The organism is Streptomyces sp. NPDC005202, from assembly GCF_040608235.1.
Taxonomy (GTDB): Bacteria; Actinomycetota; Actinomycetes; order Streptomycetales; family Streptomycetaceae; genus Streptomyces.
Genome location: NZ_JBEXHW010000013.1, coordinates 33,249 through 54,493, shown reverse-complemented (window position 1 = coordinate 54,493; position 21,245 = coordinate 33,249). Strand labels below are relative to the sequence as shown.

Genomic DNA, 21,245 nt, shown 5'->3' with positions numbered 1-21,245 from the left:
GCGGCGTCGGCCACCTCCGCGGCCGTCACGCCGCCCCGAACGCCGAGAACGCCCACCCCGTGGCCTGGTGCACCGCGTCGCCCGGCAGCGAGGCCCGCGCGTCACGCAGCGCCTCGGCCAGGGACAGGCCGGCGCCGAGCCCCTTGTGCAGCGCGAGCATCAGCGGCACCACCGCGGCGTCGTTGACGGGCGCACTGCACGCCACCACCCCGGCCGTGCCCAGCGGCAGCAACGCGGTGACCAGGCCGAGGAGTTCGTCGGCGCCGACCGACGCGAACCGGGCGGTGTCGCAGCAGGACAGGATGATCCGGTACGGGCTGCTGTCCAGGCGCTCGAAGTCGTGCACGATGAGCGGGCCGTCCGCCATCGTCAGCGACGAGAACAGGGGGCTGTCCGCGCGGAAGGTGCCGTGCGCAGCGATGTGCGCGAGCGCGGCCCCGTCGAGCTCCTGAAGCACGCGCGCCACGTGGGCGTCGTCGTCCTCCAGGACGGTCGGCGTGCCGTACCGGCCGGCCAGTTCCGGCACCTCCGCGCCCCCGGTCGCCAGGCCCGGCCCGCGCACCAGCACCTGGCCGCCGCCCGGCGGCGGCTCGGTCTCGCGGGCCCGCAGCCAACTGCTCGCCGAGGGCGACACGCTCAGCACCCGCTCCCGCAGGGACGGCAGCAGCGCCCAGGGGACCCGGTGCAGCGAGCCCGGCGGCACCACCACGACCGGACCGGAGCCCAGGTGCCGCGCGGCCGGGCCCAGCAGCAGCTCCTCCAGGCGGCGGCCCGCCGCCTCCACCAGTGGCAGCCGGGCCTGTGCGCCCGGGTGCGCCAGACGGCGCAGCCCGGCCTGCACGTGCTCCGCCTCGGTCACCGCCTCCGCGAGCCGGCCCGCCTCGAACCGGCGCACGCGCCCCTCGCCGCACAGCAGCACGTGCACCCGCCCGTCGATCACGGCGAGTTCGACCAGCCGCCCGTCGCCCAGCCGCTCCAGCAGGCGAGCCGGATCGAACCGGTCGCTGCCGCCCGGCCTGTCGCCGCGCAGGTGCAGGGTGCGGGAACGGATCTCCCGCTCCAGCCGCCGCTGTTCCCGCTCCAGCGCCGGGACCGGATAGCCGTCCCTGCGGGCGGCCTCCGCGCGGGCGGCGATCTCCCGGAAGGCGGTCAGGCCGCTGAGCAGCGCCGGGTCGGCGGGCGGCCGGGTGGGCGGCGCGGACAGCACGGTGGCCCGCCAGCGCTCGCTCCACACCAGCAGCCGCCGCGGCTCGCCCGAGGCGAGGCTGGCCTGCTGGGCCAGCGCGGCCAGCTCGGCCCCCTGCGCGGTCGCCCGGGCGCGTAACTCCGAGGCGCCGAGCGTCATCCGGTGGTCGTCGAGCACGTCGAGCCCGCGCCGGCAGGCCTCCAGCACGCCCCGGCCCGAGCCGGCCGCCCGCGCCCGTAGCGCCTGCGCGGCCCAGCCCGTCATCCGCGCCGGCGGCGGCCCGCTGCGGCGGCTGCGCGCGGCGACGGACAGGTGCCGTTTCGCGTCCGCGGTCCAGCCCAGGGCGAGCGCGATCCGGCCCGCCAGCAGCGACGCCTCCGGTGCGGCCGGCGAGCCGAAGGAGGCCAGCCGCTCGGCCACCGCGGCGGCGTCCGCGACCAGCCGCCCGGAGCGGCGCCCGGTCGCGACCCGCGCCTCTATCAGCACCAGCCGGGCATGCGTCTCCCACCAGGTGCGCCGCTGCCCGGCGAACAGCCGTACGGCCACGGCCGCCCGGGCAATCGCCGTGTGCGGGTCACCGGCCAGCCGCGCGGCGCGGGCGGCGGCCAGCAGCAGCTCCGCCTTGCGGGTGGACTGGCCGCCGATGCCGTCGAGTTCCGCGATCGCCGCATCGGCCTCGGCCAGCGCCTCGGGGGCGAGCCCCGCGGCCATCAGGACCTCGCAGCGCCGGATGTTGAGCATGAACGTCGGCGTGCCGAGCTTGGCGTACCGCTCCTCGGCCTCGTCGAGCAGCCGCAGCGCCGCCGGGATGTCGCCCTGACGGAAGGCCGCGAGGCCCCGGCTCTCCACGGCGTCGGCCTTGTCGTGCTCCTGGCCGGTGGTGTCCCACAGCGCCTCGGCCGCGGTGAAGTCGGCGTCGGCCCGCTCCACCGCTCCGAGCGCCAGATGCACGGTGGCCCGCAGCGTCAGCGTTCGCGCCGTCCAGATCACGTCGTCCGCCTGCCGCAGCACGGGGATCGCCCGGCGTACGTCCTCCAGCGCTTCGCGGTGCCGGCCCAGCACCCACCAGACGTACGCCCGCCGGTACAGCACGCGCGCCCGGGTGTGTCCCGTCCCGCGCGCGACACCCCGTTCGAACGCCTCCAGACCGTGCCGCGTGCGCCCCGCGTGCACCAGCGCGACCCCGAGTGTGGCCAGCACGTCGGCCTCCCGGTCGGCCGACTCCGCCCGCGCCGCCAGATCCCGGGCGCGCCGCAGATGCCGCAGGGCCAGGCGCATGTCGCCGAAGTCCCGCTGCCAGATGCCGATCACCTGGTGGGCGACGGACGCGTGCAACGGCGACGGACCCGCGTCGAGCAGCCCCCGGGCGCGCGCCAGGGCCTCGCCCGGGGCGGCGAAGACCATCGGCAGGAGTTCGAGAACCGAGTCGCTTCCCGCTGTCACTCCTCGGATGGTAGTGGCCCCTGGAACCGCGTCACACAGGTTTGGCGCTGTATCAAGCAACAGCCGCGCGGCTCTGACTGACGACCGCCGCTCAACGGGAGGACACGCCATGGCACCTCAGCGATTTCACGAGCAGTTCGACCAGATCCAGCGCTCGATGCCCGACGTCCCGCTGGCGATGGGCCCGGACGACTCGGCCGAGTTCTTCTACGAGAAGGGCGTCGTCCTCGCCCGCGACGGCGAGGAGGCGCGGCTGGTCGAGGACACCGTGCGCTCCCACTTCACCGAGGCGACCGGTCTGACCGCGGACCATGTGCGCCGCGCGAGCCCGGAGACCAACCGCACCGGCATCACCCGTATCCAGGTCGGCGACCCCGGCCACGGCGACCGCCGCGGCGACCGCGCCGTCGCGCACGCGCTGCGGGCCCTGCGCGAGCACGAGGGGCGGGCCGGACGGCGGCTGGTCAGCCGCAACCACGTCGTGTCCATCGCGGTCAACGCCTGCCCCGGCGACGAGCCCGTGCCCGCCCCGCTCACCCAGGGCACCAACCCGGCGCCCGCCGAGACCGCCCACGACCCGGACACCGCCGTCGGCGTCCTCGTCATCGACACCGGCCTCATGCACGACTACCGGTCCCTGCCGCTGCTGGCCCACGTCCAGGGCGACGGCCAGGTCACGGAGACCGACGACACGGGCATCCTCCAACAGTACGTCGGCCACGGCACGTTCATCGCCGGGCTGGTGGCGGCCGTCGCACCCAACACGGACATCACCGTCCGGGGCACGCTCAACGACGCCGGTGCCATCCTGGAGTCCGACTTCGGGCACAAGCTCTTCGAGGCCGTCGACCAGCACGGCTGGCCCCACATCATCAGCCTCTCCGCCGGCACCTCCAACGGCCGCACCGACGGCCTGGTCGGCGTGGAGAACTTCATGCAGGAGCTGCGCGCGCAGGGCACCCTGCTCGTCGCGGCGGCCGGCAACAACGCCAGCGCCACGCCCTTCTGGCCCGCCGCCTACGCCGACCTTCCCGACTACGCCGACTCCGTGCTGTCGGTCGGAGCGCTGCGCAGCGACGGCGAGTTCGGCGCCTGCTTCTCCAACCACGGCGCCTGGGTGAAGGCCTACGCCCCCGGCGAGCGGCTCACCAGCGCCCTGGCCGGCTTCGACGCGCCCGTCCCGTACGTCTACCAGCACTCCACGTACGACGCCTGCCGGTTCGGCTTCACCTACGCCTGCACCTGCCAGTACCCGCGGCACACCGGAGTGTTGAGCGAGGGGCAGGAGAGCGCCTCGGCCAAGCCGGACCAGGTGATGTTCGAGGGGTTCGCGCACTGGAGCGGGACCTCCTTCGCCACCCCCGTGGCCGCCGGCATGGTCGCCACGCACATGACGGCGCACAAGGAGCGCGACCCGCGCGCGGCGCGGCGCCAACTGCTCGAAGCGAACGCCGAGTACGCGGAAGTGCGCGGGGCGCACGTACCGGCGCTGCGTCCGCCCACGTGGCGCCCGGTCCCGGTGGTGCGTCTCGCTCCGTCGGCATGAGGGCCGAAGCCGTCCCCTCCACGGCGTACGATGACTTGCCGTACACGAGGGGTGGAGCCGTGGACCGTGCAGATGTCGGCGCGCTCGTCCAGTCCGCCGTCGACGGTGATGCGGCGGCCTGGAAAGCGCTGGTGGAAGGGCTGAGCCCGCTGGTGTGGTCGGTCGTGCGCGCACACCGGCTCTCCGACGCCGACGGGCACGAGGTGTACCAGACCGTCTGGTTCCGCTTCGCCCAGCACCTCGGGCGGATCCGGGAACCCGACAAGGCGGGGTCGTGGCTGGCGAGCACCGCGCGGAACGAGTGCCTGAAGACACTCAGGAGCCTGAGCCGGCTGACGGTGACGGACGATCCGCAACTGCTCGACCGGGTCAGCGAGGACCGTACGCCCGAGCAGTCGTTGCTCGACTCCGAGGAGGCCGTGGCCCAGAGCGAGCGGATCCGGCGGCTGTGGCAGGAGTTCGAGGAACTCGGCGAGCGATGCCGGCAGTTGCTGCGCGTGATGATGGCCTCGCCACCGCCCAGCTACCAGGAGGTGTCCGCCGCACTGGGCATCGCCGTGGGCAGCATCGGACCTCTGCGCCAGCGCTGCCTGCGGCGCCTGCGCGCACGACTCGACGCACGGGGGACGCTGTGAGCGACAACGACGACGGCCCCCTCGGGCAAGAGGGCTTCCACGACGAGGAGTTCGACGAGGAATTCCTGGAGGAGGAGCTGCGGCAGGCCGCCGGCATCCTGGACCCGGTGCCGGACGAGCTGCGCCAACTGGCCGTCGAGGCCTACACGCTGCACGACCTGGACGCCCGCATCGCCGAGCTGACCTTCGACTCGCTGGTCGACGCCATCCCCGTCCGGGGGTCGACGGACGTGCCGCGGATGCTGACCTTCCAAGCCGGTGAGCTGACCGTCGACGTCGAGGTCACCGGGGAGGGCCTGATGGGGCAGGTGCTCCCGCCGCAGCCGGCCCGCATCGAGGTGCTCAGCGGCCCCCAGCCGGGAGCGCCCCTCACCGCCGACGACATGGGCCGCTTCACGGGCGACGCACCGCCCACCGGTCCGTTCGCGCTCCGGCTGCGGGCGGGCGGGGAGGTGGTCGTCACGGAGTGGCTGCGGGCCTGAGCGGGGCGACGTTCGTGATCAGCTTCACGTCGTGGGTAGAGGGTGACCAGCCACGCCCACCCCTCGCCGTGCGGCAGGCGGACACGGTGATCGGGCCCTCGCGCATCAGGTCGGCGAGAACCGGGTCGAACTCCGTGCCCACCAGGTCCCAGGTCCAGCAGGTCCCAGGTCCAGCGCGGGCCAGTCCCGTACCGGGGGCGGCGTCGCCCGGTCGGTCAGGGTGGTGATCTCCTGCGTCATACACCCACCCTGGCCGCGTTGCGGCCGCCTGTCGCGCCGGAGTGCTCCAGCCGGAGGTCAGCGGGAGACGCCGTCGACGAGGGCGGCCAGCGCCGCCGCGAGCCGGGTAAGTCCGGGGCCTGCGGGACCACCCGGCTCGGTCATGTACGTGTCCCGGCGGATCTCCACCATCAGGGCGCCGACGCGGGCGTTCGTGCCGTAGAACTCCAGCGGGACATAGGCGCCGCCGAACGGGCTGTCCATCCCCGTCTCTCCGCAGCCGGCGAACACCTTGCGGGCCAGGTCGGCCAGTTCGGGCGGCGTGTGGAAGGAGTCGGTGCCCAGGCACACGGGCGGCCGCGGGCCCTCGCCGTGCAGTTCGTACGGCAGGGCGGCGCGGGGGTAGGAGTGGACGTCGATGATCACGGCCCGTCCGGTGGCGGCCAGCCGGTCGGCCACCGCCTCGGTCATCGCCCGGGCGTACGGGCGGAAGTAGCGCTCGAGCAACGGCTCGGGGTCGGTGTCCGCGGGCCGCAGGACGTCTCGGTGCGTGGTCCGGGTGTACACCGCGCCCATGCCGACGGCGAGCATCTCCTCCCGCTCGTCCGGGAACCGTTCCGGGTCGACGACCAGCCGCGACAGCCGGTTGACGAACCGCCAGGGGGTCACGGCGGACAGGCCGGCCGCCTCCTCGGCGAGCTCCGCGGTGTGCGCGTCGGTGATGTGGTCCAGCTCCCGCTCCAGCGCCGCGTCGTCCAGCACGATGCCCGCACGCACCGCGGGCGGTATCTCCCGTGCCGAGTGCGGCACATGCAGGATCACGGGCGAGTCGCCCGCGCCGGGCAGGACGTCGAAGGACGGTGCGGCGTCGGGCACAGGGCTGCTCCAGGGGCGTTGTCAGTGGTGTGCGGCAGGATCAAGGTGTCACACCGTCGAAGGGTCCGGGAACACCCGCCCCGGCACCGGCGGAGGACTGCGCGGGCCTGCTCCGGGCTTCGTCGGTGAGCCGGTTGTGGTGTTCGATGTCCGCCATGTGCTGCTCGGCCCAGGCGCGCAGAGGCGGCGAGCGGGCCGTCGAGGGAGAGGCCCAGCTCGGTGAGCCGGTAGTGCACGCGGGGCGGCACCGTGGGTTCGACGCGGCGGGCGACCAGACCGTCCCGGACGAGACTGCGCAGCGTGGCGGACAGCATCTTCTGGGAGACGCCCGGCATACGGCGCCGCAGCTCTGCGAAGCGGACCTTGCCCGGTGCCGCGTCGGCCAGCACTTTGACCGTCATCGACGTCCACTTCGTGCCGATGCGGTCGAGTAACTGGCGGGTCGGGCACAGCGGATCGAACAGGTCGCCGACGCCCCAGCGCCGCCGCCCGTCCGGGCGGAGCGAGGCCGGTCCCGTACTGCCCTGGCAGCCCCCCCAGCACGTTCGGGGCGACGACGAACCAGCGGTCGGTGTCGAGCGCCAGGCCGGGGCCGACCAGCCCCTCCCATCAGCCGGGCGTGGGATGACCGGCACCGGCGCGCCCGGCGAGATGACTGTCCCCGGTGAGCGCGTGCAGCACCAGCACGGCGTTGGAGCGGTCGGGCGCGAGCCGCCCCCACGTCTCGAACGCAAGCCGGACGCCCGGGAGTTCACCGCCCGCCTCCAACGGCGGAGTGCCGTTCGATGTGCAGGCTCAGCGTCTCCACGCCCTGCAGCAGCAGGAACGCGGAGTGCGGGGAGAGCGCCGGACCGAGGTCGCGCAGGAGCTGCACCCGCAGCTTGACGGCGAAGGCGCCCGGGCCGAGCGCCGGCCAGTACCGCAGCCCGTGGTAACTGGGGTCCGGCTCGATGAAGTCGGGGAAGCGGTCGGCGTGCGCACCGAAGTCGAACGTGCCGCCGTCCACCACGACACCCGCGATCGCGGTGCCGTGGCCGCCGAGGAACTTGGTCGCCGAGTGCACCACGATGTCCGCGCCGTGCTCGACGGGCCGCAGCAGATAGGGGGTCGGGACCGTGTTGTCCACGATCAGCGGCACGCCCGCCGCGTGCGCCACGTCCGCGACCGCCCGCACGTCGAGCACGTTGCCGCGGGGATTGCCGAGCGTCTCCGCGAACAGGGCCTTGGTGTCCGGCCGGATCGCCGCCCGCCAGGCGTCGAGGTCGTCCGGGTCGTCCACGAACGACACCTGGATGCCCAGCCTGGGCAGCGTGTGCCGGAACAGGTTGTACGTGCCGCCGTACAGGGAGGCACTGGAGACGATGTGGTCCCCGGAGCTCGCCAGCGTCAGGATCGCCAGGGTCTCCGCGGCCTGCCCGGAGGACAGTGCCACGGCCGTGACCCCGCCCTCCAGGGCGGCGACGCGCTGCTCGAAGACGTCCTGGGTGGGGTTGTGGATGCGGGTGTAGATGTTGCCGGGCTCCGCCAGCGAGAACAGGTCGGCGGCGTGCCGGGTGTCCCGGAACACGAACGAGGTGGTCTGGTAGATCGGCGTCGCCCGCGCGCCGGTCGCCGGATCGGGCGCGGCTCCGGCGTGGATCTGCTTGGTTTCGAACGACCAGGCCGAGGTGTCGGGCCCGGCCGGGGTCTCCTCAGGGGTGTGACCGGCGGTGACGGAGTCGATGGGCTGGCTCATGGTGCTCCTCGTACGGAGTGCGGCGTGCGTTGTGCGAAGTGCGGAGTGCGGAGTGCGAATGCGGAGTGCGAATGCGGAGTGCGAAGTGCGGCGTGCGGAGCGGGACATGCTCGGGCGCGCGTGCGGACACGCGGAACGCGAGGGAGGGGAAAGGGGAAAGGTGACGCGAGGTGCAGCGGAAACCGGAGCGGAGCGTCAGCTCGCGGCGCGACCACCCGTGGTGGTGACGCGCACGAAATCGACGTGGCGGCGGGTCACGAGCACGGTCATGCGACGAGGTAACCACAACTGGTCACGGCGCACCAGCGCCACGTCGGCGGTGACATCCAGCCGTCACAAAACGGCTCCGCCCCGGCCGGGCGGTGCCGGTCGGGGCGGAGCGGTGAGGGGCCGTCAGGCCTGGTGGGTCAGGGGTCAGCTCAGGGACGCGAGCGCCTCGTTCCAGGTGGCCGATGGGCGCATGACCGCGGCGGCCTTGGCCGGGTCGGGCTGGTAGTAGCCGCCGATGTCGGCCGGCTTGCCCTGGACGGCGATCAGCTCGTCGACGATCTTCTGCTCGTTCGCGGCGAGCGTCTCGGCGAGCGGCGCGAAGGCCTTGGCCAGGTCCGCGTCGTCGGTCTGCCGGGCCAGCTCCTGCGCCCAGTACAGGGACAGGTAGAAGTGGCTGCCGCGGTTGTCGATGCCGCCGAGGCGACGGGTCGGGGACTTGTTCTCGTTGAGGAAGGTCGCCGTCGCGCGGTCGAGGGTGTCGGCGAGGACCTGGGCGCGGGCGTTGCCGGTGGTCTTGGCGTACTGCTCGAAGGACGGCACCAGGGCGAAGAACTCGCCCAGGGAGTCCCAGCGCAGGTAGTTCTCCTTGATCAGCTGCTGCACGTGCTTGGGCGCGGAGCCGCCGGCGCCCGTCTCGAACAGGCCGCCGCCCGCCATCAGCGGGACGATCGACAGCATCTTGGCGCTGGTGCCCAGCTCCAGGATCGGGAACAGGTCGGTCAGGTAGTCGCGCAGCACGTTGCCGGTGACGGAGATGGTGTTCTCGCCGCGCCGGATGCGCTCCACGGACAGCTTGGTGGCCTCGACCGGGTTGAGGATCCGGATGTCCAGGCCCTCGGTGTCGTGCTCCGGCAGGTACTGCTTGACCTTGGCGATCAGGTTGGCGTCGTGGGCGCGGGTCTCGTCCAGCCAGAACACCGCCGGGTCGCCGGTGGCGCGGGCGCGGGTGACGGCCAGCTTCACCCAGTCGCGGATCGGGGCGTCCTTGGTCTGGCAGGCGCGGAAGATGTCGCCGGCGGAGACGGACTGTTCGAGGACGACGTTGCCGTTCTGGTCGACCAGGCGGACGGTGCCGGTGACCGGGATCTCGAAGGTCTTGTCGTGGCTGCCGTACTCCTCGGCCTTCTGCGCCATCAGGCCGACGTTCGGGACCGAGCCCATGGTGGCCGGGTCGTAGGCGCCGTGGGCGCGGCAGTCGTCGATCACGGCCTGGTAGACGCCGGAGTAGCTGGAGTCCGGCAGGACCGCGAGGGTGTCGTGCTCCTGGCCGTCCGGGCCCCACATGTGGCCGGAGGTGCGGATCATGGCCGGCATGGAGGCGTCGACGATCACGTCGGAGGGCACGTGCAGGTTGGTGATGCCCTTGTCGGAGTCGACCATGGCCAGCTCCGGGCCCTCGGCGAGCTCGGCGTCGAAGGAGGCCTTGATCTCGGCGCCCTCCGGCAGGTTCTCCAGACCCTTGAAGATGCCGCCCAGACCGTCGTTCGGGATCAGGCCGGCCGCGGCGAGCGTCTCGCCGTACTTCGCGAACGTCTTCGGGAAGAAGGCGCGCACCACGTGGCCGAAGATGATCGGGTCGGAGACCTTCATCATCGTGGCCTTCAGGTGCACGGAGAACAGCACGCCCTCCTGCTTGGCGCGGGCGACCTGCGCGGCGAGGAACTCGCGCAGCGCGGCCACGCGCATCACGGAGGCGTCGACGACCTCGTCCTTGAGGACGGGTACGGACTCGCGCAGCACGGTGGTGGAGCCGTCGTCGCCGACCAGCTCGATGCGCAGCGCGCCGTCCTCGGCGATGACGACGGACTTCTCGGTGGAGCGGAAGTCGTTCTCGCCCATGGTCGCCACGTTGGTCTTGGACTCGGGGCTCCACGGGCCCATGCGGTGCGGGTGGGTCTTGGCGTAGTTCTTGACCGAGGCGGGGGCGCGGCGGTCGGAGTTGCCCTCACGCAGGACCGGGTTGACGGCGGAGCCCTTGACCTTGTCGTAGCGGGCGCGGATCTCGCGCTCCTCGTCGGTCTTCGGGTCGTCCGGGTAGTCCGGCAGCGCGTAGCCCTTGCCCTGCAGCTCGGCGATCGCGGCCTTGAGCTGCGGGAGGGATGCCGAGATGTTCGGCAGCTTGATGATGTTGGCCTCGGGCTTCTTGGCCAGCTCGCCCAGCTCGGACAGCGCGTCCGGGATCCGCTGGTCCTCGGTCAGGTACTCCGGGAACACGGCGATGATGCGCCCGGCCAGCGAGATGTCACGGGTCTCCACAGCGACACCCGCCTGCGAGGCGTACGCCTGGACCACCGGCAGGAAGGAATACGTCGCCAGGGCCGGGGCCTCGTCAGTGTGCGTATAGATGATGGTCGAGTCAGTCACCGGGTGCTCCGCTCCACGTCTGCAACATTGCTCGACATCAAGATATCTCGTGATCGACCCCGACTCGACAGGGGCCGGGGGCGGATCTGCCCGACCGGGTGACGTGTTCATGCAACCAGAACCCGCTTTTTTGCGGTCAAGGAAGGAGATCGGCCCCTTGATCCGACGGCCGGACCGACCACCCGGCCGCCCGAGCGAAAGCGGACCATGAGATATCGCACCAGAGTGACGGCCCCGGCGGCGCCCTGATCGGCACGGCCGCGGCGCTGACCGCGGGATCCCCCGGCGCAGGCCCGGCCCGCCGACCCGGGGGACGGGGGCTCCCCGGGCCCCGAGACCCTCGGCGACCCCGTCTTCCCGAGCCTCGGCAACGACGGCTACCGCGTCACCGCCCACCACCTCGACCTCTCCTACGACGCGACGACGAAGCTCGTCGACGCCACGGCGACTTTGGCGATCCGCACCACCCGGCCCCTGACCCGCCTCTCGCTCGACGCCCTCGCCTGGACATACGGGCCGTCCGCGTGGCCGACCGCACCGCCATCTTCGAACAGGTCGACGAGAAGTTGCGGATCACACCTGAGCGCGCCCTGCCCGAGAAGGCCTGGGTCACCTTTTGCGTGGAGTACTCCGCCGACCCGCGCCGCGCCCTGCCGCACACCGGCTGGGTCGCCACCCCCCGAGGGGTTCGCGGTGTGCGGCCAGCCGAACTCGGCGCACACCGTCTTCCCCTGCAACGACCACCCTTCCGACAAGGCGGACTTCACCTTCCGCATCACGGTCCCGAACGGCCTGCGCGGCGTCGCAGGCGGCCTCCTGGTCCGCACCGAGAGCCTGGACGGCGACCGGACCGCGTACACGTACCGCTCCCGCTCCCCGATGGCCACCGAGCTGGTGCAGATCACGGTCGGGGACTACGTCGTCAAGGACCGGCAGGGCCTGCACGGCCTGCCGCTGCGCGACGTCGTGCCCACCACCCGCGCCGCCGCCCTGGAACCGGCGCTCGCGCTGACCCGGGCCTGGTCCAGTGGCTGGAGCAGCGGCTCGGCGCCTACCCGTTCGAGACGTACGGCCTGCTGCCGTGCAACTCCGACGACCCGAACGCCTTCGACTTCACGGGCCTGGAGACCCAGACCCTCACCCTGTTCAAGCCGAAGTTCCTGCTCCAGGAGGAGAAGAAGATCGGCTCGCACATGATGCACGAACTGGTCCACTCCTACTTCGGCAACAGCGTCAGCCCCGCCACCTGGGCCGACCTGTGGCTGAACGAGGGACACGCCGACTTCTACGGGCTGCTGTACCGCTACGAGCGCGGCTGGCCGGACTCCCTGGGCTTGACCACGATGGAGGCCCGGATGAAGGACACCTACGCCCGCGGCGACCAGTGGCGGCACGACTCCGGCCCGGTCGCCGCGCCGAACGCGGCCAACCTGTTCGACAGCCAGCGCTACCTGGGCGGCGTGCTGGTCCTGTACGCGCTCAGGCAGGCCGTCGGCGAGGAGGCCTTCGCCGCCATCGAGCGCACCTTCCTCGCCCGGTACCGCAACTCCTCGGCGACGACTCAGGACTACATCGCCGTCGCCTCGGAGGTCTCCGGCCCGGACCTGTCCGGCTTCCTGCGGGAGTGGCTGTACGGCACCAAGACGCCGCGGATGCCCGGCCACCCGGACTGGACGGTGACCCCGGTGAACACCTCACTGGTCGCCCCGCACGCCCGCAGGGGCGGGCACTACCACGACGCCTCGGCCACCCTCTGACGTCCGGAAGCGTAGGCCGAGCTGACGCCGAGGTTTTGCCGTCAGTCGTGGCGGGCGGAGGTCCCTGCGCCCGCCACCTCGCGCTCGATCCAGCGGCAGATCACGTCCACCACGTAGGCGCGCTCCGCGCGGCTCAGTTCCCGCCCTTTCGGGATTCCGTGCCAGCGCTGGAGGCAGGTACGGCAGCACGTCGCGGTTGCGTGCTGGGCGACGAAGACCGGGTGGCCCCGGTAAGGGGTCTGCTTGCCGTCCTTGTACGGCTCGGCCGGTGCCAGCCGCTTGGCGACGAGGTCGTAGGCGTGCCATCGCATCGTGGAGGGGCCGCGCAGTTCGGCGGTGGCCTGGTCCCGCCCGCGCAGATGGAACTTCGCGCGGAACGGATGGCGCGCGATCGCGTCCAGGCGTTGGTCGAGCGAGCGAGTCGTCCGATCGGGTATCGAGGATTCCGGGGAAGACATCATGCCGTTTCGAGCATATGACTCTCGGCCCGTGGACGCCGAAGCCGTGCTCCGGGTCCCGCCGACCTGGCGGGGCGCTGTACGCCGCCCACGGGCCGTCCGGTACTAGCCGACGGCGGCGGAACTCGACGCCACGTCGGCGCCGCTGCGCTGCTGCGGGATGACGGCCGACCCCTGCTGCAACGCCACCGTCCGCGTCGGCGCCGGGATGCGGATGCCCTCCTCGCGGTACCGCCGGTGCAGGCGCTTGATGAACTCGTGCTTGATCCGGTACTGGTCGCTGAACTCGCCGACGCCCAGGATGACCGTGAAGCCGATGCGGGAGTCGCCGAAGGTGTGGAAGCGGACGGCCGGTTCGTGCTCGGGCACGGCGCCGGTGATCCCGTGCATCACCTCGGCGACGACCTCGGTGGTCACCCGCTCCACGTGCTCCAGGTCGCTGTCGTAGCCGACCCCCACCTGCACCAGGACCGTCAACTGCTGCTCGGGCCGCGTGAAGTTGGTCATGTTCGTCTTCGCGAGCTGACCGTTGGGGATGACGACCAGGTTGTTGGAGAGCTGGCGGACGGTCGTCTGGCGCCAGTTGATGTCCTCGACGTAGCCCTCCTCGCCGGTGCTCAGCCGGATGTAGTCGCCGGGCTGGACGGTCTTGGAGGCGAGGATGTGGACGCCGGCGAAGAGGTTGGCGAGGGTGTCCTGCAGGGCGAGCGCGACCGCCAGACCGCCGACACCCAGGGCGGTGAGCAGCGGCGCGATGGAGATGCCCAGCGTCTGCAGCACCACCAGGAAGCCGATCGCCAGGACCAGGATCCGGGTGATGTTGACGAAGATCGTGGCCGACCCGGCGACGCCGGAGCGGGACTGGGTGACGGTCCGCACCAGCCCGGCGATCACCCGGGCCGCCGACACTGTCACGACGAAGATGAGCAGCACCGTCAGGCTCTGGTTGACGGTGCGCTGGACCGTCCTGGTCAGCGGCAGCACCGCGCCCGCCGCCGCCGCGCCCCCGGCGATCGCCGCCCACGGCACCACGGTCCGCAGCGCGTCCACGATGACGTCGTCGCCGCTCCAGCGGGTGCGTTTGGCGTGCTTGGCCAGCCAGCGCAGCAGCGTGCGCGACAGGAAGGCCGCCAACAGGCCCGCGGCCAGGGCGACGCCGGAGAGGATGAGATCGTCCAGGGTCAGCGCGCGGTTCACCGGTCACCTCCGGGGAGTTGTGCTGCGGCGCACGGGGCCGCCGACGGCCGGATGTGAAGTTGCGTCACGTTGTCACCTGCTCGATTCCGGGATGTGCGATCGCGCCGGCCGGTACGGAGGACCGACGGCCGGCGCGATCGTTCATCCTGCCGTATCCGGCACGGCAGTTCGTACCGGGACCGGCGCGGCGGGCAGGCGGCTCAGACGATGCCCTCGGCCAGTTCGGCCTGGTCGCGGTCGGTGCCGTAGGCGGCGGTCGTGGGTGTTCCGTACGAACGGCGGGCGACGTACCACCACACACTGGCCAGGACCAGTACGACGGCGAGGGCGACCGAGGCGTAGTTCATCGTGTCGACGGTCACCGGCGACGACTGCGGCAGGCAGAACAGCACCGTGACCAACGCCACCCACAACACCGCGGTCCAGCCGATCGGCCTGCTCCACCGGCCCAGGTTCCACGGACCGGGCCGGAACCGGTCGCCTGCGCGCAGCCGCAGCAGCACCGGGATGGCGTACGCGGGCGTGATGCCGATGACGTTGATGGCCGTGACCGCGCCGTACGCCGTCGCCGAGTACAGCGACGGCAGGGCCAGCACGCAGGCGACCGCCACCGACAGCCACACCGCGGCGACCGGGGTCTGGGTGCGGCTGCTGACCCGGCGCCAGAGGGCCGAGCCGGGCAGGGCCTTGTCCCGGCTGAACGCGAACACCATGCGGCTGGCCGCGGCCACCTCGGCGTTCCCGCAGAACAACTGGGCGACGATGACGACGAGGAGCAGCGCGCCGGCGCCGTCCGAACCGAGGCCGTCGAGCAGGATCTGCGCGGGCGGCACCCCCGTCTCGCTGTTCCGGGTGGCGTCGTAGTCCTGGATCGCGAACGTCAGGCCCGCGAGCAGGACGAAGCCCGCGAGCCACGACACCCAGATGGAGCGCACGATGCCGCGCGCCGCCGCGACCGAGGCGTTGGAGGTCTCCTCGGACAGGTGGGCCGAGGCGTCGTAGCCGGAGAAGGTGTACTGCGCGAGCAGCAGGCCGATCGCCGCCACGTAGACCGGGCTGGACCAGCCGGTGTCGTTGACGAACTTCGTGAACACGAAGGACGGCGACTGGTGGTGGTCGGGCACGATGGCCAGCGCGCCGACGATGAGCGCCACGCCGGCCAGGTGCCACCACACGGAGACCGAGTTGAGCAGGCTGACCAGGCGCACGCCGAACAGGTTCAGCGCGGCGTGCAGCAGCAGGATCCCGACGAAGATCAGCATCGTCCGGCCGGGCGTAGGCTCGAAGCCCCACTGGAGGTTGGCGAAGGCGCCGGTGAACAGGGCGGCGCCGTAGTCGATGCCGGCGATCGCGCCGAGCAGGCCGAGCAGATTCAGCCAGCCCGTGTACCAGCCCCAGCGACGGCCGCCGAGCCGGTCCGCCATGTAGTACAGGGCGCCGGACGTCGGATAGGCGCTGGTGACCTCGGCCAGCGCGAGGCCGACGCACAGCACGAACAGGCCGACGCCCGCCCAGCCCCACAGCATCACGGCGGGGCCGCCGGTGCCGAGGCCGAAGCCGTACAGGGTCATGCAGCCGGACAGGATCGAGATCACCGAGAAGCTGATCGCGAAGTTGCCGAACCCGCCCATGCGGCGGGCGAGCACCGGGCGGTAGCCGAGTTCGCGCAGCCGCTGTTCCTCGTCGTGCTGCGGCAGACCGGGCGGAGGGGACGGTTCAGAGGTGCTGGACATGCGGAAACCTCCGAGGAGATCGACAAAAAGGGTGCGTTCAGGGGCGGGCGGGATCGTCCGCAGCCGCGCGACAGCGGGCCCGGGCCTGGAGGAAGACCTCCACGGCCCCGGCCCGGTCGCTCGGATCGGGGGTGCGGTAGGCCCAGGGGAGAGGCGTGTAGTACGGCCCGAGTGCGTCGAACACCCGGGCCGCGTCCCGGAACTGCAGCGCGCCCCACAGGGCGTGGGCCAGGTGGTTGAGGTCCAGCAGAGACCGCTCGGCGGTGTGCGTGTGCTCGAACCAGGCCGTCAGCGCCCGGCGCGCCTCGCGGGTGGCGTCCTCCGCCACCCAGTGCAGGTCCAGCGCGGCGTCCTGCCCGCTGCCCCGCCGATAGCGCTCGACCCGTACGTACAGCGGCAGCACGTGCAGTGCCGAGCCGGGCGGTGCGGAGGCGGCAACCCAGTGGGCGTAACCGGCCGCCTCCGCCGCCCTCTCCGAGGACCCGCACGCGTAGAGGAACTGCAGCATCCGGTGGTGGGCCTCGCGGTTGTGCGGGTCGCGCTTGTCGGCCTCGGCGAGCAGTCCCCACGGGCCCGGCGGCAGCATCGGGTCGGGCGGCGCCACCCGGTGCTCCTCCCAGCGCAGTTCCCGGTCCAGTTGCGCCAGCGCCAGCAGGCACACCCACGGCACCGGGTCCTGCGGGGTGATCCGCGTGGCGGTGTGGCCGGCGTCCCAGGCCTCGATCCACAGCTCGTGCGCACGGCGGTGGCGCTCCCGCTGCGCCCGCAGCGCGCGCTCCACGGCGACCCGGGCGTGCATCACCGCGGCCGGCACGCTCTCCGGTTCCTCCGTGCGCCAGGCGCGCACCACGTCCGTGCCGGCCGCCGCGGCGGCAAGGACCTGCGTGCGCTGCGTCCACTGCCACCAGGCCGAGGTCCGCTCGAGCAGGTCCCGCATCGCCATCCAGCGCCCGGTGCGCAAGTCCTGGAGGGCCGTGCGCAGGGCCGTGTCGTGGCCGGCGGGATCGTAGGCGGGACGTGCTCCTTCTTTGGCCATCAGCCGTCCGCTCCGGTCCGCGGTCGGGACAGGACGGCAGGGTGGAGTAACAACAGCCCTCCTCAGGGCGGCGGTAGAGGAGCAGGTGCCGGTCGGCGGTCACTATAGAGGCGGACGTTCCGTATCACCCGCGGGTTTACTGATCCTCCCCAACTCCGGTACTGCCTGAGAAAGTTGACCGAGATCAGGGTCGCTTGACGCGGTGTGGCGCTCGGCGGCAGGCTGTCGCGCAGTGATCGGCGGAAGGGGTGGGATGACGGGTCCGGTGCTCGCCGTGGACCAGGGCACGTCCGGCACCAAGGCCCTGGTCGTCTGCCCCGAACGCGGTGTCGTCGGCACCGGCTTCGCCGCCGTACGACCCCGCCACCTGCCCGGCGGCCTGGTCGAGGCCGACCCCGCAGAGCTGTACGCCTCCGTGCTCGACGCCGGGCGCCGCGCCCTGGCCGAGGCGGGTGAACCCGTCGTGGCGATGGGGCTGGCCAACCAGGGCGAGACCGTGCTTGCCTGGGACCCGGCGACGGGCCGGCCGCTGACCGACGCGCTGGTCTGGCAGGACAAGCGGGCGCAGGGCGTCTGTGCCGAACTCGCCGAGCACGCCGAGGAGCTCAGGCAGCTGACCGGGCTGCCCCTCGACCCGTACTTCGCCGCGCCCAAGATGGCCTGGATCCGCCGCCGGCTCACCGGGGAGGGTGTGGTCACCACCTCCGACGCCTGGCTGGTCCACCGGCTCACCGGCGCCTTCGTCACCGACGCCGCCACGGCCGGCCGCACCCAGCTGCTCGACCTCGACCGCACCGCGTGGTCGCCGCGCGCCCTGGAGGTGTACGGCCTGTCGGGGGAGCGGCTCCCGGACGTCCTCGACACCGCGGCACCCGTCGGCACGACCACTGCCTTCGGCCCCGAGATCCCGCTCACCGGCCTCATCGTCGACCAGCAGGCCGCCCTGCTCGCCCAGCGGATCACCGAGCCCGGCGGCGCCAAGTGCACCTACGGCACCGGGGCGTTCCTGCTCGCGCACACCGGCGACACGCCCCGACGCGGCACCTCCGGACTGGCCGGCTGCGTCGCCTGGCGGCTCGCCGGGCACACCAGCTACTGCCTCGACGGGCAGGTGTACACCGCCGCCTCCGCGGTGCGCTGGCTCACCGACCTCGGCGTCATCACCGGCGCCGCGGACCTCGACCCCGTGGGCGGCGCCGTGCCCGACAGCGGCGGCGTCACCTTCGTCCCGGCGCTCGCCGGGCTCGCGGCCCCCTGGTGGCGCGGCGACCTGCGCGGCTCCCTGACCGGACTCGGCCTCGACACCACCCCCGGACACGTGGTGCGCGCCCTGTGCGAGGGCCTCGCCGCCCAGGTCGTCGAGCTCGCCGAGGCCGCCGCGACCGACCTCGGCACCCCCCTGGACTCCCTCCGCGTCGACGGCGGCCTGACCCGCTCGGGCCTCCTCATGCAGACCCAGGCCGACCTGCTGCAACGCCCCGTCGAGGTGTCCGCGCTGCCCGACGCGACCGCCCTCGGCACCGGCGCCCTGGCCCGGCTCGGTGCCGACCCCCGCCTCGCCGTCGAGGACGCCCTGCCGGACTGGAAACCCGCCGCCGTCTACGAGCCGCGCATCACGCGCGACGAGGCCGCCGAACGCCTTGGCGCCTTCCGCGCCGCCGTCACCGCCCTGCTCGACTCATGACGGTCACCACACAGGGGGCGCTGCCCGCACAGACGTACGACGTCGCGGTCGTCGGCGCCGGAGTCGTCGGCTGCGCGATCGCCCGTGAACTCGCCCGGCACCCGGGGCTGCGCGTCGCCCTGGTCGAGGCACAGGACGACGTCGGCCAGGGCACCTCCAAGGCCAACACCGCGATCCTGCACACCGGGTTCGACGCGGTGCCCGGCTCCCTCGAGGCCCGCCTCGTCCGCGACGGCTCCCGACGACTGGCCGCCTACGCCGCCGCGTCCGGCATCCCCGTCGAACCGGTCGGCGCGCTGCTCGTCGCCTGGGACGAGGACCAGCTCGCCGCCCTGCCGCGCCTCGCCGAGAAGGCCGAGCGCAACGACTGCCACGACACCCGGCTCCTCGGCCCGGCCGAGCTGTACGCCCGCGAGCCCCACCTCGGCCCGGGCGCCCTCGGCGCCCTGCATGTGCCTGGCGAGAGCATCCTCTGCCCCTGGACGACGACCCTCGCATACGCCACCCAGGCGGTCCGGCACGGCGTCGACCTGCACCTCGACTGCTCGGTCGATCAGGCCAGTCGGCAGGACGGTGTGCATCTGCTCGGCACCACCCGGGGCATCCTGCGCACCCGCTTCCTCGTCAACGCGGCCGGACTGCACGCCGACGTGCTCGACCGGCACCTCGGCCACCGCGACTTCACCGTCACCCCGCGCCGCGGCCAGCTGATCGTCTTCGACAAGCTCGCCCGGCCGCTGGTCCGCCACATCCTGCTGCCCGTCCCCACGGCCCTCGGCAAGGGCGTCCTGGTCGCCCCCACCGTGTACGGCAACGTCCTGCTCGGCCCCACCGCCGAGGACCTCGACGACAAGCGGGCCACCGGCTCGACTGCGAAGGGTCTGGCCCTGCTGCGGGAGAAGGGCCGGCGCATCCTGCCCGACCTGCTCAAGGAGGAGGTCACCGCCGTCTACGCCGGGCTGCGCGCCGCCACCGAGCACGACGACTACCGCATCACCGCCCGTCCCGACCAGGCGTACGTCACCGTCGGCGGCATCCGCTCCACCGGTCTGACCGCATCCCTCACCATCGCCTCCCACGTCACCGAGTTGCTGGCCGGCACCGGGCTCGACCTCGGTCCGACGCGGGACCTGGAGCCGGTGCGGATGCCGAACCTCGGCGAGGCCTTCCCGCGCCCGTACCAGCGAGCCGACCTCGTCGCCGCCGACCCGGAGTACGGCACCCTCGTGTGCCACTGCGAGCGGGTCTCCCGCGGCGAGATCCGCGACGCGCTCGCCGGTACCGTCCCGCCGCGCAGCCTCGACGGACTGCGCCGCCGCACCCGGGCCCGGGCGGGCCGCTGCCAGGGCTTCTACTGCGGCGCCGCGGTGCGGGCGCTGTTCGAGGAGGGGACAAGGTGACCGGCGTACGACACGTCGACGTCCTCGTCGTCGGCGCCGGCCCCGCCGGACTCGCGGCCGCCGCCCGCCTGGGCGCCGCCGGCGTGGGCCGCATCGAGGTGCTGGACCGGGAGCAGCAGGCCGGGGGAGTGCCCCGGCACTGCGCCCACGGCGGCTTCGGCACCTGGCTGCATCCGCTGACCGGCCCGGCGTACGCACGCCTGCTCACGCGGGCCGCGGTGAGCTCCGGGGCGGTCGTCCGCACCGGGGTGACCGCCCTCGACTGGGCGGGCCCGCTGGCGCTGACGACGGTCGGCCCGGGCGGCCCGGAGACGATCGGGGCGAGGGCGGTCGTGCTGGCCACCGGTGCCCGTGAACGTCCCCGCGCGGCACGGCTGGTGCCCGGCACCCGGCCCGCCGGGGTGTACACGACGGGCGAGGTGCAGCAGGCGGTGCACCTGTACGGGCAGCGCATCGGCACCCGGGCCGTGGTGGTCGGCGCGGAGGACGTCTCGTACGCGGCCGCCGACACCATACGCACGTCGGGTGCGGACGTGGTCGCCCTGGTCACGGACCTGCCCCGCGCCCAGGCGGCGTTCGCCCGCGCCGCGGACGCCCGGCTGCGGCGCGGCATCCCGCTGCTGACCGACACCACGGTCACCGAACTCCTCGGCCACGGGCGGCTGTCCGGCGTGCGCGTGCGCCACCGCGACGGCCGTACGGCCGTCCTGCGCTGCGACACCGTCGTGTTCACCGGCGACTTCGTGCCCGACCACGAACTCGCGCGGCGAGGCGGCCTGACCCTCGACCCCGGCACGCGCGGTCCCGCCGTCGACGGCGGCCTGCACACCTCGCGCCCCGGCGTGTTCGCGGTGGGGAGTGTGCTGCACCCCGTGGAGAGCGCGGCGACGGCGGCCCGCGAGGGCGCGCACGCGGCCGGCGCCCTGCGGGAGTGGCTCACGGGCGCCGCGTGGCCGGGCTCCGTCCCGCTGGTCGTGGAGGAACCCCTGCGCTGGATCGCGCCGCACCGCGTCACCCCGGCCGACCGGCACGGCCGGTACGTCCTGCGCACCTCCGCGCCGCTGACCCGCCCGGTGCTGCACGTCACCCAGGACGGCCGCCTCCTGCACCGCGCGCGCCTGCGCGTCCCCACGGCCGTCCCGCACCGCACCCTGTCCCTGACGGCCCGCTGGACCCACCGGGTCGACCCGAAGGGCGGGCCGGTGCGGATCGCGGTCGGGTGAG

The 21,245-nt window shown here is 73.1% G+C and carries 15 protein-coding genes and 4 pseudogenes; 8 read left to right on the top strand and 11 right to left on the bottom strand.

Features of this window, described 5'->3' with window-relative positions:
* Window positions 1-25: 25 nt before the first annotated feature.
* Window positions 26-2,590, bottom strand: a complete 2,565-nt coding sequence (locus ABZV31_RS20300) for a CHAT domain-containing tetratricopeptide repeat protein (protein ID WP_355895838.1) — start codon at window positions 2,588-2,590, stop codon at window positions 26-28.
* A gap of 148 nt (window positions 2,591-2,738) precedes the next feature.
* On the opposite strand from ABZV31_RS20300, the gene ABZV31_RS20295 reads away from it, so the two are divergent.
* From ABZV31_RS20295 to ABZV31_RS20285, 3 genes are read left to right on the top strand one after another with little or no spacing between them, the layout of a single operon-like run.
* Window positions 2,739-4,175 (top strand): S8/S53 family peptidase, encoded by a 1,437-nt coding sequence (locus tag ABZV31_RS20295; protein ID WP_355895545.1) that lies wholly within the window; start codon window positions 2,739-2,741, stop codon window positions 4,173-4,175.
* Between the two features lie 59 nt (window positions 4,176-4,234).
* The gene (locus ABZV31_RS20290; RefSeq protein WP_355895542.1) at window positions 4,235-4,810 is read left to right on the top strand and encodes a sigma-70 family RNA polymerase sigma factor; all 576 of its coding nucleotides are present in this window, start codon (window positions 4,235-4,237) and stop codon (window positions 4,808-4,810) included.
* A complete protein-coding gene (locus ABZV31_RS20285; protein ID WP_355895540.1) occupies window positions 4,807-5,292 on the top strand; it encodes a hypothetical protein in 486 nt (161 codons plus the stop codon). The genes ABZV31_RS20290 and ABZV31_RS20285 overlap by 4 nt, the downstream gene beginning before the upstream one ends.
* A gap of 35 nt (window positions 5,293-5,327) precedes the next feature.
* On the opposite strand, the pseudogene ABZV31_RS20280 reads toward ABZV31_RS20285, so the two are convergent.
* From ABZV31_RS20280 to ABZV31_RS20255, 6 genes and pseudogenes are all read right to left on the bottom strand, one after another.
* Window positions 5,328-5,532, bottom strand: a pseudogene (locus tag ABZV31_RS20280) (hypothetical protein); the annotation flags it as partial.
* 57 nt (window positions 5,533-5,589) lie between these two features.
* Window positions 5,590-6,387, bottom strand: coding sequence for an N-formylglutamate amidohydrolase (locus ABZV31_RS20275; protein ID WP_355895538.1), 798 nt, complete (start codon window positions 6,385-6,387; stop codon window positions 5,590-5,592).
* Window positions 6,388-6,427: 40 nt separating this feature from the next.
* Window positions 6,428-6,851: pseudogene (locus tag ABZV31_RS20270) on the bottom strand (helix-turn-helix domain-containing protein).
* A 9-nt stretch (window positions 6,852-6,860) separates the two neighbouring features.
* A pseudogene (locus ABZV31_RS20265) lies at window positions 6,861-7,158 on the bottom strand (homoserine O-acetyltransferase); the annotation flags it as partial.
* Window positions 7,157-8,122: pseudogene (locus tag ABZV31_RS20260) on the bottom strand (aminotransferase class I/II-fold pyridoxal phosphate-dependent enzyme); the annotation flags it as partial. The pseudogenes ABZV31_RS20260 and ABZV31_RS20265, both read right to left, overlap by 2 nt.
* Before the next feature lie 414 nt (window positions 8,123-8,536).
* Window positions 8,537-10,756: an NADP-dependent isocitrate dehydrogenase gene (locus tag ABZV31_RS20255; RefSeq protein ID WP_355895535.1), complete on the bottom strand. Its 2,220-nt coding sequence runs from the start codon at window positions 10,754-10,756 to the stop codon at window positions 8,537-8,539.
* A 693-nt stretch (window positions 10,757-11,449) separates the two neighbouring features.
* Here ABZV31_RS20255 and ABZV31_RS20250 point away from each other — a divergent pair.
* Both ABZV31_RS20250 and ABZV31_RS20245 read left to right on the top strand, forming a co-directional pair.
* Window positions 11,450-11,953, top strand: coding sequence for a hypothetical protein (locus tag ABZV31_RS20250; protein WP_355895835.1), 504 nt, complete (start codon window positions 11,450-11,452; stop codon window positions 11,951-11,953).
* Complete coding sequence (locus tag ABZV31_RS20245) at window positions 11,878-12,513, top strand: M1 family aminopeptidase (RefSeq protein WP_355895832.1); 636 nt, start codon at window positions 11,878-11,880, stop codon at window positions 12,511-12,513. The genes ABZV31_RS20250 and ABZV31_RS20245 overlap by 76 nt, the downstream gene beginning before the upstream one ends.
* 41 nt (window positions 12,514-12,554) lie before the next feature.
* Here the strand turns inward: ABZV31_RS20245 and ABZV31_RS20240 are convergent, their stop codons facing one another.
* From ABZV31_RS20240 to ABZV31_RS20225, 4 genes are all read right to left on the bottom strand, one after another.
* Window positions 12,555-12,974, bottom strand: coding sequence for a DUF4186 domain-containing protein (locus tag ABZV31_RS20240; protein WP_355895534.1), 420 nt, complete (start codon window positions 12,972-12,974; stop codon window positions 12,555-12,557).
* A gap of 102 nt (window positions 12,975-13,076) precedes the next feature.
* Complete coding sequence (locus tag ABZV31_RS20235) at window positions 13,077-14,168, bottom strand: mechanosensitive ion channel family protein (protein ID WP_355895532.1); 1,092 nt, start codon at window positions 14,166-14,168, stop codon at window positions 13,077-13,079.
* 200 nt (window positions 14,169-14,368) lie between these two features.
* Window positions 14,369-15,901 carry an amino acid permease gene (locus ABZV31_RS20230; RefSeq protein ID WP_355895529.1) on the bottom strand — a complete coding sequence of 511 codons (1,533 nt, stop codon included), beginning with the start codon at window positions 15,899-15,901 and terminating at the stop codon, window positions 14,369-14,371.
* Between the two features lie 37 nt (window positions 15,902-15,938).
* On the bottom strand, window positions 15,939-16,937 hold the full coding sequence (locus ABZV31_RS20225; RefSeq protein WP_355895527.1) for a hypothetical protein: 999 nt from the start codon (window positions 16,935-16,937) through the stop codon (window positions 15,939-15,941).
* 253 nt (window positions 16,938-17,190) lie between these two features.
* Between ABZV31_RS20225 and ABZV31_RS20220 the strand changes: the two genes are divergently transcribed.
* Genes ABZV31_RS20220 through ABZV31_RS20210 form a run of 3 tightly spaced genes read left to right on the top strand, consistent with a single transcriptional unit; the run spans window position 17,191 to window position 21,244 of the window.
* Window positions 17,191-18,621, top strand: coding sequence for an FGGY family carbohydrate kinase (locus ABZV31_RS20220; RefSeq protein WP_355895525.1), 1,431 nt, complete (start codon window positions 17,191-17,193; stop codon window positions 18,619-18,621).
* Complete coding sequence (locus ABZV31_RS20215; protein ID WP_355895522.1) at window positions 18,618-20,021, top strand: FAD-dependent oxidoreductase; 1,404 nt, start codon at window positions 18,618-18,620, stop codon at window positions 20,019-20,021. Before ABZV31_RS20220 ends, ABZV31_RS20215 begins: the two co-directional genes overlap by 4 nt.
* On the top strand, window positions 20,018-21,244 hold the full coding sequence (locus ABZV31_RS20210; RefSeq protein ID WP_355895519.1) for an FAD-dependent oxidoreductase: 1,227 nt from the start codon (window positions 20,018-20,020) through the stop codon (window positions 21,242-21,244). Before ABZV31_RS20215 ends, ABZV31_RS20210 begins: the two co-directional genes overlap by 4 nt.
* Window position 21,245: the final 1 nt, after the last annotated feature.